Origin of the sequence: Streptomyces sp. NPDC048604, from assembly GCF_043199435.1 — a bacterium.
In the GTDB taxonomy this organism is placed as follows: Bacteria; Actinomycetota; Actinomycetes; order Streptomycetales; family Streptomycetaceae; genus Streptomyces.
In genome coordinates this window covers 17,789-31,179 of record NZ_JBICVX010000014.1, presented here as the reverse complement: position 1 = coordinate 31,179, position 13,391 = coordinate 17,789, and the positions used below count along the sequence as shown (strand labels likewise).

Genomic DNA, 13,391 nt, shown 5'->3' with positions numbered 1-13,391 from the left:
CTTCGCTGTGCTGACTTCCGCTGTGCTGTCTGTTCCTACGGCCATCCAACGCGACGCGGGGCGGGGACGGGAGGTCCGGCGGGATGACGGAAGTGTTACGGCGGCGGGCCGACCGGACTCGGGCAGTCTCCCGTCAGCCCGCCGCCGTCGGCAGCGTGACCTCGAAGCGGCAGCCGCCGGTGACGTTGCGGACCTCCGCCCGGCCCGCGTGGGCCTCGACGATGCCCCGGACGATGGCGAGGCCGAGACCCGCCCCGGCCGGAGGCGTACGGGCCTGCGTACCGCGCCAGCCGGTGTCGAAGACGCGCGGCAGGTCCTCGTCGGGGATGCCGCCGCAGCCGTCGGTGACGGACAGCACGACCGCGTCGGCGCGGCGTTCGGCGGCTACGGCGACCGTGCCGTCGGCCGGGGTGTGCCGGATCGCGTTGACGAGGAGGTTCGCGAGGACCCGCGTCATCTCCCGGCCGTCCACCTCAACCGGCACCGCCTCGACCTCCTCCCCCACCAGCCGCACCCCGTGCTCGCGGGCCAGCGGATCGGCCCCGCTCAGGGCGTCGCCGACCAGGTCGTACACGGACACCCGGCTCGGGGTGAGGGCGAGCGCGCCGGCGTGGATGCGGGAGAGCTCGAAGAGGTCGGTGACCATGGCGGTGAGCCGTTCGACCTCGGTGCGGATCTGCCGGTGGTACCGGGCGGGATCGGCGGCCACCCCGTCCTCCAGGGCCTCCGCCATGGCCCGCAGCCCGGCCAGCGGGGTGCGCAGATCGTGCGAGATCCAGGCGACGAGCTCGCGGCGGGAGGCTTCGAGGGAGCGCTCGCGTTCCCGCGACGCGTCCAGTTTCGCGCTGGTGGCGGCCAGTTCGCGGGTGAGCGCGGCGAGTTCGGCGGTGGTGGCCGCGCCGTCCGGGGCGGAGAAGCTGCCGTCCTCGCCGAAGTCGCGGGCGGCGACGGCGAGGGCGCGGCTGCGCGCCACCACCCAGCGGCCGAGGACGAGCGCGGTGCCGAGCGAGACGAGCGCCGCCATGGCGACGACGACGGTCACCACCCACAGGTCGTGCGCGGACAGGAACATCGCCCGGGCGACGGCGAGCGTGCCGGCGAGCATCGCGGTCACGGTGACCGCCGCGACCACGGTCAGCGAGACGGCGACGGAGCGGTGGCGGACCAGACGCAGCACGACGGCTCCGGCGAGCCCCGCGCAGACCGCGCCGCCGAGCGCGAACAGGGCGATGAGCAGAAGATCCGTCACCGCACGTCCTCCCCGGTCGGGTGCAGACCCTCCGGTTCGAAGCGGTAGCCCACCCCCCACACCGTCCGGATGAGCCGGGGGCGGGCCGGATCGTCCTCGATCTTGGCGCGCAGCCGCCGTACGTGGACGGTCACGGTCGACAGGTCGCCGAAGTCCCAGCCCCAGACCCGCCGCATCAGGTCCTCCCGGGTGTGCGCGGCACCCGGCTGCTCCATGAAGTGCGCGAGGAGGTCGAACTCCCGGAGAGTGAGGGCGAGTTCGCGGCCGGCGCGAGTGGCCCGGCGGGTCGCCGGCTCGACGACGAGGTCCCCGGCGCGCAGCGCGGGACGGCCGACGGGCTGCGCCGCCCGCCGGGTGCGGCGCAGGACGGACCCGACCCGCAGCACCAGCTCGCGCGGGCTGAAGGGCTTGGTCACGTAGTCGTCCGCGCCGACTTCGAGGCCGGTGATCCGGTCCTCCTCGTCGCCCCGCGCGGTCAGCATGATCACCGGTACGGGCCCGGACTCGCGCAGCCGGCGGCACACTTCGAGCCCGTCCAGGCCGGGCAGCATCAGGTCCAGAACGACCAGATCCGGCCACCGCTCGCCGGCGCGCCGCAGCGCCTCGTGCCCGTCCCCGGCCCGCTCGACGGCGAAGCCGTCCCGCTCCAGGTACTGGGCGACCACCTCGGCCACCGTCGGATCGTCGTCCACGACCAGGACCCGGGCCGTCCGCTCGGGCGCATCGTGCTCACTCATGCCGCACAGGGTCGCATGCGGTGTCGACCGCGGTGCGGGGTGGAAGGGACGCTCCATGCGCCGACGACTGCTGACTGACGCCTACCGCACGCTCGTACCGCCCCGGGACGACCCGCACGGCCCCCTGCCTCCCCTGATGCTCACCCTCACCGTCGTGACCGGGCTGGTCGACGCGGTCAGCTATCTGGCCCTCGGGCATGTCTTCGTCGCCAACATGACGGGAAACGTGGTCTTCCTGGGTTTCGCCCTGGCGGGAGACACGAGTCTGTCGGCGTCGGCCTCCCTGGTCGCGCTGGCGTCGTTCCTGGCGGGCGCGGTCGGCGGCGGCCGGTTCGGCACACGGTTCGCGGAGCACCGTGGCCGGCTGCTGGCCGCCGCCACGGCGGTGCAGGCGGTGCTGGTCGCGGTCACGGTGGCCGTCGCCGCAGCCGCCGGCGGGGAGGCGTCGACGGCGGTCCGGTACACCCTGATCGTGTTCCTCGGCCTCGCGATGGGCCTGCAGAACGCGGCGGCCCGGCGCCTCGGCGTCCCCGACCTGACCACGACCGTGCTCACCCAGACCCTGACCGGCCTCGCAGCGGATTCCGCAGCCGCCCGCCCCGGCCGCCCCGCCCGCCGGCTGCTGTCGGTCCTGGCGATGTTCCTCGGCGCCCTGGCCGGCGCCGCACTCCTCTTGCACGGCCGCCTCGAACTCGTCCTGGGCCTGGCCCTGCTGCTGGTGACGTTCACGTCCGTACTGACCCGGCGCCTCTCCGCGCGGGAGGGGGCACACTGGTCCCGCCCACCGTCGTGACCCTGGTGCAGGAGTCCCCATGTCCAAGCCCCGTTTCGCCGTCCTCGGAGCCGGAAGCATCGGCTGTCATCTCGGCGGCCGGCTCGCCGCGGCGGGGTACGAGGTGGCGTTCATCGGCCGCCCCGCCGCCATGGAGGTCCTGCGGGACCGGGGCCTGACCCTCACCGGCTCCGCCCGCGAACCGATCCACCTTCCCCCGGACCGCCTGACCCTGGCGACATCTCCCGAAGCGGCCGTGGACGCGGACTACGTCCTGGTCACCGTGAAGACCGCCGGCACGGAGCCCGCCGCCGCGTCTCTGGCCCCGCACCTCGGCCCGGACGCCACGGTGGTCAGCTTCCAGAACGGACTGCACAACCCCGCCACCCTGCGCACCGCGCTGCCCGGCCACAGGGTCCTGGCCGGGATGGTCCCCTACAACGTGGTCCAGTCCGAGCCGGGCACCGTGCACCAGGGCATGCCCGGCAGGCTCATGACGGAACCGGACGACACCCTGCACACCGCCCTCCGCACCGCGGGCCTCGCGGCCGAGGCCCGCACGGACATGGCCGAAGTGCAGCACGCCAAGCTGCTGATGAACCTCAACAACGCGATCAACGCCCTCTCCGGGCTCCCGCTCCGCGACCAGCTCGGCCAACGGGCCTACCGCCGCTGCCTCGCCCTCTGCCAGCGCGAGGCCCTCGCCGCGTACCGCGCCGCCGGCATCACCCCCGCCCGCCTCGGCCCCACGGCCCCGGGCGTCACCCCGTACGTCCTGTCCCTGCCCGACGCCCTGTTCCGCCGCGTGGCGGCCGCCGCCCTCCGCATCGACGCCCACGCGCGCTCGTCGATGTGGGAGGACCTCCAGCGCGGCCGCCCCACCGAGATCGACTCCCTCCAGGGCGAGATCGTCACCCTGGCCGCGGCCCACGGCCTCCCGGCCCCCGCCAACACCCGCCTGACCGCCCTCGTCCGCGAGGCGGAATCCGCCCCGCGAACCTGGACCGGGCCGGACCTCCTCGCCGAACTGCGCGCGGCTCGCTGATCGGTCTCAGCCCATAGCCCTCAGCCGAGGAAGTGGAACCCGGGCCTGGGGTGCATGAGGAAGTCGTGGTGGGAGATGTTCCAGGCGTACGCGCCGGCGAGGGCGAACGCCACGCGGTCACCCGCGCGCAGGCCCGGTGCCGGAACCTGCCGGGCCAGCAGGTCCTTGGGGGTGCACAGCTGCCCCGTCAGGGTGACCGGGCCGGTTCCGGCGGCGGGGCGGGGCCACGGGTGGGGCCAGGCGTCCACGGGCAGGACCGAGCAGGGCTGGTCGTGCCCCTTGGTCGCCGGGGTGCGCAGGTGGTGGGTGCCTCCGCGCACGACGGCGAACTCCTCGCCGTGGCTGCGCTTCACGTCCAGGACCTCGGTGGCGTACCAGCCGCAGTAGGCGGTGAGCGCCCGGCCCGGCTCGATGCGCAGGGTGAGGTCCGGATGGTCCTCCGCGAGCCGGGCGAGTCCCTTGCCGTAGGTGGACCAGTCGTACCGGCGGTCGGGGGTGGTGTAGTCGACGTGCATACCGCCGCCGACGTTGACCTCGGTGAGCCGGACGCGGTGGCGGGCGGCGAGCCCGGTGGCCCAGTGGACCACGGACTCGGCGACGCCGAGCTCCTCCTCCGCCTCCAGGCCGCTGGCCAGATGGGCGTGGACGCCCAGGAGCCGCAGGTGCGGAAGCGTGCCGCCGGTCAGCAGGGCGAAGGCGGCGTCGGCGTCGGCGGGATCGAGGCCGAACGGCGTCGGCCGGCCGCCCATGGCGAGGGAGCTGCCCTCCAGGGAGGCCGCGGACAGCGGCAGGTTGAACCTGAGAAGGACGCCGACGGGCGTGTCGGGGTCCCGGCGGGCGGCCAGGTCGGCGAGGACGTGCAGCTCGTGAAGGCTCTCGACGTGGAAGCGTTCCACTCCGAGGTCCAGGGCCGCTGCGATCTCGGCCGGCGTCTTGCCGGGCCCGCCGAACGCCAGGGGCCGGCCGGGCACGGCGCGACCCACGTGGGCGAGTTCGCCGCCCGAGGAGACCTCGAATCCGTCGACGTACGGCGAGAGCGCGCCGAGCAGTTCCGGTTCCGGGTTGGCCTTGGCCGCGTAGTACAGCTCGACGCACTCGGGCAGCGCGTCCCGTGCGGCGGCGGCGTGCTCGCGCAGCGCCGCCAGGTCGTAGACGTAGGCGGGCAGGGCGTCGGAGGGCAGGTCGAGGATGTGCTCGCGCACCGCGCGGGACGGGACGTTCATCGGGCGTGGCTCCACGAGTCGTCGGACGCTCCGGACAGGACGTCCTCGGCGAAAGGGGAGGGAAGACGGACGTACCCCGCTTCCCGGTCGGCCTTGCGCTCCCAGCGGGTGAGCAGGTTGGCCTTGGCCGGCAGCGGCACGCCGGCGAGGAGCGCGGCGAGCCGGGGCGGGCAGCCGTGGTGGTCGGCGTACGCCTGCAGGGTCGCGCGGACCTCCGCCCACAACGCGGGCTCGGTCTCGGGGTGCAGGTCGGCGACCGCGGCCAGCACTTCGGCGATGTGGTTGACGAACAGGCAGTACACGACGCGGTCCCAGCCGCGCTCCGCGTCGTACGTCATCGGGCCGGCCACGTCGGCGGGCAGCGCGGCCAGGGTGTCGGCGTGGTGCTCGGGCACCAGTTTGGTGCCCTCCAGGTCCCGGAAGAGCACCTGGGCGGGCATGCCGTCGTCGTCGACGCAGACGACCACGTTCTGCAGATGGGGCTCCAGGACCAGGCCGTGGTCGAAGTAGGCGGCCAGGACCGGCGGGACGAGGAGCCTGAGGTACGCGGCCCACCAGTCGACCGCGCAGCCGGGGCCCGCGCCGTCGAGGAGGCGGGAGAGATGGCCGGGGCCGCTCGGGTACTCGTCGGCGACGGCGGCGGCGAGCAGCGGGGTGGTCCCGGGCAGCATCCGCTGGGCGAGCCCCTCGCGGACGATCACGCCGAAGCCTTCGAGCAGACCGCGGTCCGGGCCGCCGTCGGGGCCGGGGAGGGCGAGGCTGCGGTACGCGGGCTCGCGGAGCATGGCACTGCCGGGGAAGCGCTCGGTGAGTTCGTCGAGCACGGGCGCCAGGAGCCGGGTCAGGGCGACGGCGCCGCTCAGCTCGTAACTCGCGTTCTTCCGAAGACAGTTGGTGATGCGGATGTTCAGACTGAACTTGAGGAAGGTGGCGCCGTCGTACAGGGTGCGGACCGAGGCCGTGGCGGCGAAGGGGTCTCCCCCGGTGCCGAGGTCCAGGATGTCGCCGCGGTCGAGGGCGGCGCGCAGGGCGGGGTGGCCGCTGAGCATCTCGTACTGCCAGGGGTGCGCGGGCAGCAGCCGGTAGCCCTCCGGCACCCGGTCGTCGGCGAGAGCGTCGAGGGGTGCGGTGGCCGCGCGTTCGACGGCCTCCTCGACGATCAGGCTCTCCCGGACGGCGAGAAGGCGCAGCGCGAAGGCGGCGCCGGCCTCGGGGGCGTACGCGAGCCAGGAGTCGGCGTCGCCGGTGCGGGCCTTCGGGGTGGGGTGGAAGCGGTGGCCGAAGAGCAGGGACTGCTCGGAGGCGAGGTAGACGTCCGGAACGGAGGGCGCTGCCGTCCCGTGCGGAACGGAGGGGGCGGCAGTCCCCGACGCGCGGACGGCGAGCGCGGCCGACACGGCCTGGTGGCTGGAGGCGATCTGGTCGCGGAACTCCTCGTTGCGCACGCCGGTCCGCAACGACAGTTCCACCTGGACGTGCTCGGCGAGGCGTCGCCAGTCGATGCGCTCCCACCCGCCGCCGCGCTGCTCGTGGACGGGGCCGGTGAAGCGGTGCGCGCCGAGCAGGGACGTACGGCGCAGTGCCACGCGCAGCAGCACCCCTCGGCGGGGCAGCCGCAGCAGGAGGTGGCCGTCGCTCGCGGCCGTCTGGTGCTCCGGTCCGGAGACCTCGCGCAGCAGGCAGTTGAGGAGGGTGTGCGCCACGACGGTGTCCGCGTCGGGCAGTTCGGCGGGACCGGCGGGGCGGGGGGCAGTGCCCTGGGTGCGGGGCAGCGACATCAACGGCTCCAGCGAGTGCGGAGGGGGTTCACAAGGGGAAAGACGGTGGGAACGATCGTGGCCAGGGCCACGGCGGTGCCCGTCAGGACCGGGGCGGCCGGTCCGAAGAAGCCGTTGCCGGCCGCGGCGGCGACGCCCGCCGCGACCGCACCGGCCTTCGAGAAGAACTCGAGCGAGCCGAACATGCCGCCCGGCGCCCGGCCCTTGGCGCAGTCGGCGGCCAGCACGGACAGGCAGACGAGCCCGAGGGTCAGACCGGCGCCGAGGACGAGCCGCACGGCGGTGAGCGCGGGCAGCGAGTCGGCCACGCCGTGGCCGGCGAGCCCGAGCGCGATGCAGAGGAAGCCGAGGGCGAGCCCGGGCCGGGGGCGGTGGTGGAACGCCCGGTGCACGGCCAGCGCCGTGACCAGGTAGCACAGGTGCGGCAGCGCGAACAGCACGCCGGAGACGGCGGGAGAGGTGCCGGGGAGCCGCTCCTCGATCAGCGAGACGAGGTACGGGAAGGAGATGACGGTGGAGAAGACGAAGGCGAACTCGAGGGCGTAGAGGGCCCGTAGAGAGGCGGTCGGGGCAGTCGCCGTCTCCTGCGCCGCCGCCTCCGGCCCCTGTACCGCCGGCTCCTGCGCCGCCGTCTTCTCCGGCGTCTCCCGCACCGCCGGCGTCCCGGCGTGCCCGCCCCGCGACTCCGGCAGCGCGCAGATCAGCAGGGCGGCGGTGAGCGGGAGCACGGCCAGCAGGGCGTACTGACGGTGGGGCGAAAGCCAGGGCGACAGGGAGCCGACGACGATCGGCGCGACGACCAGCGCGGCGCGCGCCGCGCCTTGCATCAGGGTGAGCGCCTTCGACAGGGCGTTGCCCTCCAGCGCCGCACCGAGATAGCCGTTGGATGCGGCGAACGTGCCGCCGAGGATGCCCTGCAGGACGAGCGCCGCGGTGAAGGCCGCGATCGAGTCGGCCCAGCCGGCGAGCAGGAACGACACGGCGAGTCCGAGCTGGGCGCGTAACAGCAGCCGCTTGCGGCCGTAGCGGTCCGCGAGCCGGCCCCACAAGGGCGCGCCGACGGCCCCGAACACGGTCGGGACGATGTAGAGCACCCCGGCCCAGCGGGCGGTCGGGTCGCCCAGCTCGGGCAGGATCTCGGTGAGGAAGGGGGGCAGGCCGAGGGCCGCGAAGGACGCCACGAAGTAGCAGCCGGCCACGGCGTGCACCTGCCGGCGCGCGAGCGCGGGATCCGTGGCGGCTGCGACGGGGGTGAGGGCGCCGTGCGGGGCGGCGGCGGTGGCGCTCATCGTCCGGCCGCCCTCAGGTAGTTGGGACCGGTGGTGTAGTGCTTGTTGATGTCGGCGGCGCCCGACCGCTCCTTGGACAGCAGTGTTCCGGCGGTGACCATGGCCTTGACCGGGAGTTCCGGCGCGTCCAGGACCGCGGCGCGAAGCACGGCACCGAGCTCGCCGGAACCGGTGCCGAGCCGCTCGACGGCCTCGGCGAGCCGGTCCCGCACCAGGTCCAGGAGGGTGGTGAGGGGGGCGCGGCTGTGACGGGCCAGGCCGAAGGCGTAGGCGCCCGCGCACAGGTGCACGGTGATGGTGGAGAACAGGTCGGTCAGGGGCCGGTCGTCGTCGCCGAAGATGCGCGCGTCGTCGAACGCGGCCGGGCCGGGGGCGTCGGCGCCCAGAGTGTCGTACAGGCGTCGGGTGTTGATGCGCGGGCCGTCGTTGTCCTTCAGCAGCAGCCGGAGCCGGGTGCCGCCCCCGTCCTGCCGGTCGAGGACGAGCGAGATGTTCTGCTGGTGCGACTCCAGCGCGATGCCGTGGCCGAACAGCGTGGTCTGCCAGTCGAACAGCAGGGTGAGCACGGCGTCGAGCAGCGCCACCGGGTCCGATGCGTAGAACCGGTCCGCGAGGTGGTCGATCACCAGCCGGTTCCCGGGGGCCTCGGCCAGCAGCGCCGCCATGGGAACGACGACCGCGTCGTCGAGCCCGGCCGGGTAGCGGCGGCACAGGACGGCGAGGAGCTCGTGCCCGGCGTGCGCGTACACGGTCTCGTCGGCGTGCAGGATCGTTTCGCGGAACCGCGGTTCCCGGGCGATCACGGCCTCGACGAGCCGCTGCCCCGCCGCGCCGTCCACGAGCGTCCCGGGCTTGATGGTGCGCCGGTTGCGCAGGCCCAGGGTGGCGGTGGCGAGCGGCAGTTTGAGGTGCAGGGACGGGTCGTCGGCCAGCGCGACGGTACGCATCGACAGCGTCGGCACGGCCTCCAGGTACGGGCGCGGGGCGCGTACCGCGTCACCGTCGAGACCGGCAGCACGCAGGGCATCCGTCAGAGGTTGATGTGCCATCAGCGGGTGGACGGGCAGGGCGAGATGGGTCCGGGAGAGTTCCGGCAGCCCCAGGTCGGCCGGCGAGGGCCAGAGGGCGGGCAGGCTCGCGGAGCAGCCCGGGACGGTGACGGCCTCGTGCGGCACGGCGACCCAGTGCAGGGCGATGCAGGGATGGAACTCGGGCGCGTACGACCGCACCTGGTCGTCGTCCAGGCCCGAGCGTCCCCGGGCGGTGGGGTACACGGGGTGGTCGAGTCGCGCGGCGAGCGTGTCGTGTGCGAGTCCGCCGGAGTAGCCGGTCCAGCGGGCCGGGTCGTCCCCGTACGCGGAGACGAGCCGCGCGGCGGTCTCCTCGCGGGTGCGCTCGTGGAGCCGCATGGTGGCGAGGGTCTGCCGGCACTCCTCCGCGTAGGCGTCGAAGCCGGCGTGGTCGACCGGCTCGGCCAGCACCTTGAGGGCGCCGACGATCTCGTCGTACGTGGTGAGCGGCGCGCCGTCCGACTCCCGGACGAGGAGCGGCAGTCGGGCCGCGTACGCGCTCTGGAAGCCGTCCTCGGCGACCGGCAGCAGCATTGCTTCTCCGTCGCCGTCGGGGCGCCGCAGCCAGGTGCCGTCCGTCCGCTCGACGAGGGTGCTCCGGCTGCGCAGCCCCACGACGTCCTCGCGGAGCAGCGCGGACAGGACCCGCAGGAGAAGGTCCCGCTCCGTGCCGCTGGCACTCCGGCCGTACGCCGTCTCCGTCACGGCCGTCACGGGGCGATCTCCCAGCGCTCGGCGGCCAGGAAGTCCTCCACGGCCCGGTCGACGGCGGCCTGGTCGGTGCCGGTGGCGCGCAGGACGCCGAGGTAGTCGCGGTTGGTGTGGTGGAGTTCGTGCCGTTCGCCGAGCTCGCGCAGCGGACGGTACGCCAGCGTGACGCCGTCGGTGACGCGGTCGATGGGGCCCGGCGCGGAGACGAGCGTTCCGGCGGTCTCGGCGCAGGGGTACTCCAGGCGGGCGGCGCCGTCGGTGCGGGCGCCGAGGTCCGCGGGGAGCGGTTCGCCGAGGTGGGCACGGAGGATGTGCTCGAAGAGCGGGATGCCCAGGAGCTGGGCGAGCAGCAGGTCGCACTGGTCGCCGATGGCCCGGTAGTTGACCTCGATGATGCGGGCCCGGCCCTCGTGGACGACGAACTCGGTGTGGCAGGCGCCGAGGCCGACGCCGAGGGCGTCGAGCTGGGCGAGGATCTGTCCGACCACGGGCTCGGGGTGCGCGGGGACGAAGGTCAGACGCTCCTCGATGAAGTACGGGGGCGGCGACAGCTCGGTGTGGAAGCCGCCGAGGACGTGCCGGACGCGTCCGTCGCCGAGCGTCTCCAGGGTGTACAGCTCACCGGCCAGGAACTCCTCCACGACCAGCGCGGCCCCGGGCCGGCGGGCCTGTATCTCCTTGCAGCGCAGGAGCAGTTCCGCCGCGTTCGCGGCCAGGACGACGTCCTCGCTGGCGACCCCCTCGCGAGGCTTGACCACGCAGGGGTAGGGCACGTCGAGCTCGGCGAGCCCGGACGGATCCTGGCCGGCGGGGAGTTCGGTGGACCAGACGGTGTCGGCGCCGGTCAGGGCCAGGTGGCGGCGCAGGTGCGCCTTGTCCTTGGCGCGCAGCGCGGCCCGCCAGTCCTTGGCGGGCAGGCCGAAGTACTCGGCGGCCAGCGCGGCCTGCGTCTGGAGGTGGTCGCTGTTGGTGAAGACCGCGTCGGGCCGGTGGTGGGTGGAGATCCGGGTGATGACGGCGCGGAAGTCCCGCACGTCGCACTCCAGGACCTCGATGTCCGGGTGGGTCCGGCGGTGGGGGCCGGGCTTGTCCGTCAGGACCGTGACGTCGAGACCGAGCCGGGCCGCCGCGGGGAGGAACCCCTCGGTGACCGAGTCGGTGGGATTCAGGGCGAGCAGGTACAGCCGCATGGGGATGCCGGGGCCTTCCGGAGGGGGGACGTGGGGCGACGGGGCAGGCGGGCACGGCGGTGCCCACGCGGCACCGCAACGGAGAGTTTAGGTTAGGCAACCCTAAGGAATCAACCAGGCCTCGAAGGCCAACTGCCTTACAGGCAGGGCCTGATGGGGGTGTCGATCTTGCCCACGGCAGCTTACCGCTAAGGTAAGCCTGACCTCACTTACTTGCGTGAAGGAGCTCCGATGAGCAAGGGCCCGGGGTCGTGGTCCGCCGCTGCGGACACGGCCGGGCGCGTCGCCCTCGGGGAGGCGTCCACCCTCACCGACACCTACCGACGCGTCATCGCCTGCTGCGACGCGCTCGACGCACGGATCGTCGAGGCGGGCGCGCCGGACGAACCCACCGCCCTGTGGCCCGACGGCGCCCTCCTGGCCGACGACCAGGGCGTACTGGACTCCTTCGTCGACGCCTCGGCGGCCCGCATCACCGCACGGCACGGCCGCACCCCGCGCAGGGACGTGGCCGCCTCCCGGGCGCTGCACGACTACCTCTGGTCCGTCGGCCTGCTGATGAGCGGGGCCTGGTACCTGGACCGGCGCGTGCCGCGCCTCGCGCCGCGCGACATTCGCGTGGACCTGGCGACGGGCACGATCGGCATCACTCCCGCGCAGCACTTCGCCTGCCTGCCGGACGACCCCGCGGCGGGCGGCGCCGACGCCCGGATCGTGGGGCACGAGGAAGCGCTGCGGGCCGAGTTGCGGGCCGCGGTGGTCCACCACATGGGTCCGCTGCTGACAGCGATCGGCCCGACCGTCCGGCGCGGGCCGCGGGCCCTGTGGGGCATGGTGGCCGACGACCTGATCTCCGGCGTCTGGTACCTCGGCCGGATGCTCGGCCAGGAGGAGCGATCGGTGCGGGCGGCGACCGAGCTGCTTCCGACCGCGGTCCCGCCGTTCCCCGGAGGGGCCGATTTCCGTCGCCTCACAGCGCGGGACGGCCGCCGGCACCCGACCCGTACCCGCCTCGGCTGTTGCCTGTACTACACGATCGAGCCGGACCGGGCGTGCCTGACCTGCCCGAGGACCTGCGACGCCGAGCGGCTGCGGCGGCTCGAGGACGAGGCCTGAGCGCACACGGCGACGGGCCGACGCCGGCGGTCGTACGCTCGCGTACGCCGCCGGGCGCCGGCCCGTCGTGGGTCACTTCACCGGGCTGCTTCGCCCGGTTACTTCGCCGGGTTACTTCGCCGGGTTACTTCGCCGGGTCGACCTTGAAGAGCTTCGCCATGTCGTCGAGCACCAGATCGGCGCCCTGGAGCGAGACGGAGGTCATCCACGTCGCGTCCTCGACCTCGTGGACGTTGCCCTTCTGAACGGCGTTCAGGCGCTTCCACAGCGGGTTGGCGAGGAACTTCTTCTTGCGCTCCTCACCGCCCGAGAAGGTCGTCATGAAGATGTGGTCGGCGTCCGCCTGCGCGATCTGCTCCTCGCTGATCTCGATGTTGAACTCCTTCTGGTCCTGCTGGTTGGCAGGCCGGGCGAGTCCCATGTCGGTGAGGATGATGCCGCTGAAGGTCTTCGGCAGGTAGATGCGGGTCGGGCCGTCGAGGAACCGGACCAGGGAGTACGTCTGCTTGGGGCTCTTGGCGTTGATCGCGGCGCCGATCTTCTTGGCGCGCGTCTCGTAGGCGGTCAGCTTCGCCTTCGCCTTCTCCTCCTCGCCCAGCACCTGGCCGAGGAACGTGACGTTCTCCTTCCAGATCGGGCCGGTGGTCTTCACGAAGACGGTCGGGGCGATCTTGTTCAGCTGCTCGTACAGGTCTTCGTGACGCACCGTCGCCGACACGATGAGGTCCGGCTTGAGGGCGGCGATCGCCTCCAGGTTCGGGCTGTCCATCGGCCCGACGTCCTTGGTGTCCTTCACGGCGTCACCGAGGTACGGGGGGAAGCCCTTCTGGTCGCGGTACGAGCCGATGCCGCCCACCAGCGGAGCGTCCAGCGCGACGATCGCCTCGACGAGGCTGTTGTCCAGCGCCACGACGCGCTGGGGCTTCTTCTTGATCTCGGCCTTGCCCTTGTCGTGGGCGATCGTGCGCGGGAAGCCCTTCTCGGAGGCGGCGGCCGGCTTGTCGGCGGCGGGCTTGTCGGCGCCGCCCCCACCGCCGCAGGCGGCCACGGAGAAGGCCAGAGCGGCGGTGAGCAGGGCAGCGGCGAACCGGCCGGGCCGGCGGCGCTGAACGAGGGTGTTCATGGATCTCCCCAATACGGAGTGTCGCTTAGGCAAGGCTTACCTTTGACGGCGCTGCGAGGATAGCGTCTCTCCGTGACCGGATCCACAC

11 protein-coding genes are annotated in these 13,391 nt (G+C 73.6%); 3 read left to right on the top strand and 8 right to left on the bottom strand.

The features are described from left to right. Positions 1–133 precede the first annotated feature (133 nt). Together ACGFMM_RS26795 and ACGFMM_RS26790 are read right to left on the bottom strand one after the other, a co-directional pair. Positions 134–1,249, bottom strand: coding sequence for a sensor histidine kinase (locus ACGFMM_RS26795; protein WP_393649005.1), 1,116 nt, complete (start codon positions 1,247–1,249; stop codon positions 134–136). Further along, entirely contained in the window at positions 1,246–1,986 is a 741-nt protein-coding gene (locus tag ACGFMM_RS26790) for a response regulator transcription factor (RefSeq protein ID WP_393649004.1), read from the bottom strand. Before ACGFMM_RS26790 ends, ACGFMM_RS26795 begins: the two co-directional genes overlap by 4 nt. 55 nt (positions 1,987–2,041) lie before the next feature. Between ACGFMM_RS26790 and ACGFMM_RS26785 the strand changes: the two genes are divergently transcribed. Further along, a complete protein-coding gene (locus ACGFMM_RS26785) occupies positions 2,042–2,779 on the top strand; it encodes a YoaK family protein (RefSeq protein WP_393649003.1) in 738 nt (245 codons plus the stop codon). Positions 2,780–2,798: 19 nt separating this feature from the next. After that, the gene (locus tag ACGFMM_RS26780; RefSeq protein WP_393649002.1) at positions 2,799–3,803 is read left to right on the top strand and encodes a 2-dehydropantoate 2-reductase; all 1,005 of its coding nucleotides are present in this window, start codon (positions 2,799–2,801) and stop codon (positions 3,801–3,803) included. Positions 3,804–3,823: 20 nt separating this feature from the next. On the opposite strand, the gene ACGFMM_RS26775 is transcribed toward ACGFMM_RS26780, so the two are convergent. The 5 genes from ACGFMM_RS26775 to ACGFMM_RS26755 are packed head-to-tail and all read right to left on the bottom strand — an operon-like array spanning position 3,824 to position 11,064. Then, positions 3,824–5,026 (bottom strand): type III PLP-dependent enzyme, encoded by a 1,203-nt coding sequence (locus ACGFMM_RS26775; RefSeq protein WP_393649001.1) that lies wholly within the window; start codon positions 5,024–5,026, stop codon positions 3,824–3,826. Beyond that, a complete protein-coding gene (locus ACGFMM_RS26770; RefSeq protein ID WP_393649000.1) occupies positions 5,023–6,804 on the bottom strand; it encodes an IucA/IucC family protein in 1,782 nt (593 codons plus the stop codon). Before ACGFMM_RS26770 ends, ACGFMM_RS26775 begins: the two co-directional genes overlap by 4 nt. Continuing rightward, positions 6,804–8,093 (bottom strand): MFS transporter, encoded by a 1,290-nt coding sequence (locus tag ACGFMM_RS26765; protein WP_393648999.1) that lies wholly within the window; start codon positions 8,091–8,093, stop codon positions 6,804–6,806. The genes ACGFMM_RS26770 and ACGFMM_RS26765 overlap by 1 nt, the downstream gene beginning before the upstream one ends. Further along, the gene (locus ACGFMM_RS26760; protein ID WP_393648998.1) at positions 8,090–9,877 is read right to left on the bottom strand and encodes an IucA/IucC family protein; all 1,788 of its coding nucleotides are present in this window, start codon (positions 9,875–9,877) and stop codon (positions 8,090–8,092) included. Before ACGFMM_RS26760 ends, ACGFMM_RS26765 begins: the two co-directional genes overlap by 4 nt. Next, the gene (locus ACGFMM_RS26755) at positions 9,874–11,064 is read right to left on the bottom strand and encodes an acetyl-CoA carboxylase biotin carboxylase subunit family protein (protein ID WP_393648997.1); all 1,191 of its coding nucleotides are present in this window, start codon (positions 11,062–11,064) and stop codon (positions 9,874–9,876) included. The genes ACGFMM_RS26760 and ACGFMM_RS26755 overlap by 4 nt, the downstream gene beginning before the upstream one ends. A gap of 231 nt (positions 11,065–11,295) precedes the next feature. Between ACGFMM_RS26755 and ACGFMM_RS26750 the strand changes: the two genes are divergently transcribed. Beyond that, positions 11,296–12,180 (top strand): (2Fe-2S)-binding protein, encoded by an 885-nt coding sequence (locus ACGFMM_RS26750; protein ID WP_393648996.1) that lies wholly within the window; start codon positions 11,296–11,298, stop codon positions 12,178–12,180. 124 nt (positions 12,181–12,304) lie between these two features. On the opposite strand, the gene ACGFMM_RS26745 is transcribed toward ACGFMM_RS26750, so the two are convergent. Next, entirely contained in the window at positions 12,305–13,303 is a 999-nt protein-coding gene (locus tag ACGFMM_RS26745; RefSeq protein WP_393648995.1) for an ABC transporter substrate-binding protein, read from the bottom strand. Positions 13,304–13,391: the final 88 nt, after the last annotated feature.

Bases quoted from the DNA above. Each gene is read 5' to 3' on its own strand.
- ACGFMM_RS26790 (WP_393649004.1), bottom strand. From the start codon at position 1,986: ATGAGTGAGCACGATGCGCCCGAGCGGACGGCCCGGGTCCTGGTCGTG.
- ACGFMM_RS26785 (WP_393649003.1), top strand. From the start codon at position 2,042: ATGCGCCGACGACTGCTGACTGACGCCTACCGCACGCTCGTACCGCCC.
- ACGFMM_RS26780 (WP_393649002.1), top strand. From the start codon at position 2,799: ATGTCCAAGCCCCGTTTCGCCGTCCTCGGAGCCGGAAGCATCGGCTGT.
- ACGFMM_RS26775 (WP_393649001.1), bottom strand. From the start codon at position 5,026: ATGAACGTCCCGTCCCGCGCGGTGCGCGAGCACATCCTCGACCTGCCC.
- ACGFMM_RS26770 (WP_393649000.1), bottom strand. From the start codon at position 6,804: ATGTCGCTGCCCCGCACCCAGGGCACTGCCCCCCGCCCCGCCGGTCCC.
- ACGFMM_RS26765 (WP_393648999.1), bottom strand. From the start codon at position 8,093: ATGAGCGCCACCGCCGCCGCCCCGCACGGCGCCCTCACCCCCGTCGCA.
- ACGFMM_RS26755 (WP_393648997.1), bottom strand. From the start codon at position 11,064: ATGCGGCTGTACCTGCTCGCCCTGAATCCCACCGACTCGGTCACCGAG.
- ACGFMM_RS26750 (WP_393648996.1), top strand. From the start codon at position 11,296: ATGAGCAAGGGCCCGGGGTCGTGGTCCGCCGCTGCGGACACGGCCGGG.
- ACGFMM_RS26745 (WP_393648995.1), bottom strand. From the start codon at position 13,303: ATGAACACCCTCGTTCAGCGCCGCCGGCCCGGCCGGTTCGCCGCTGCC.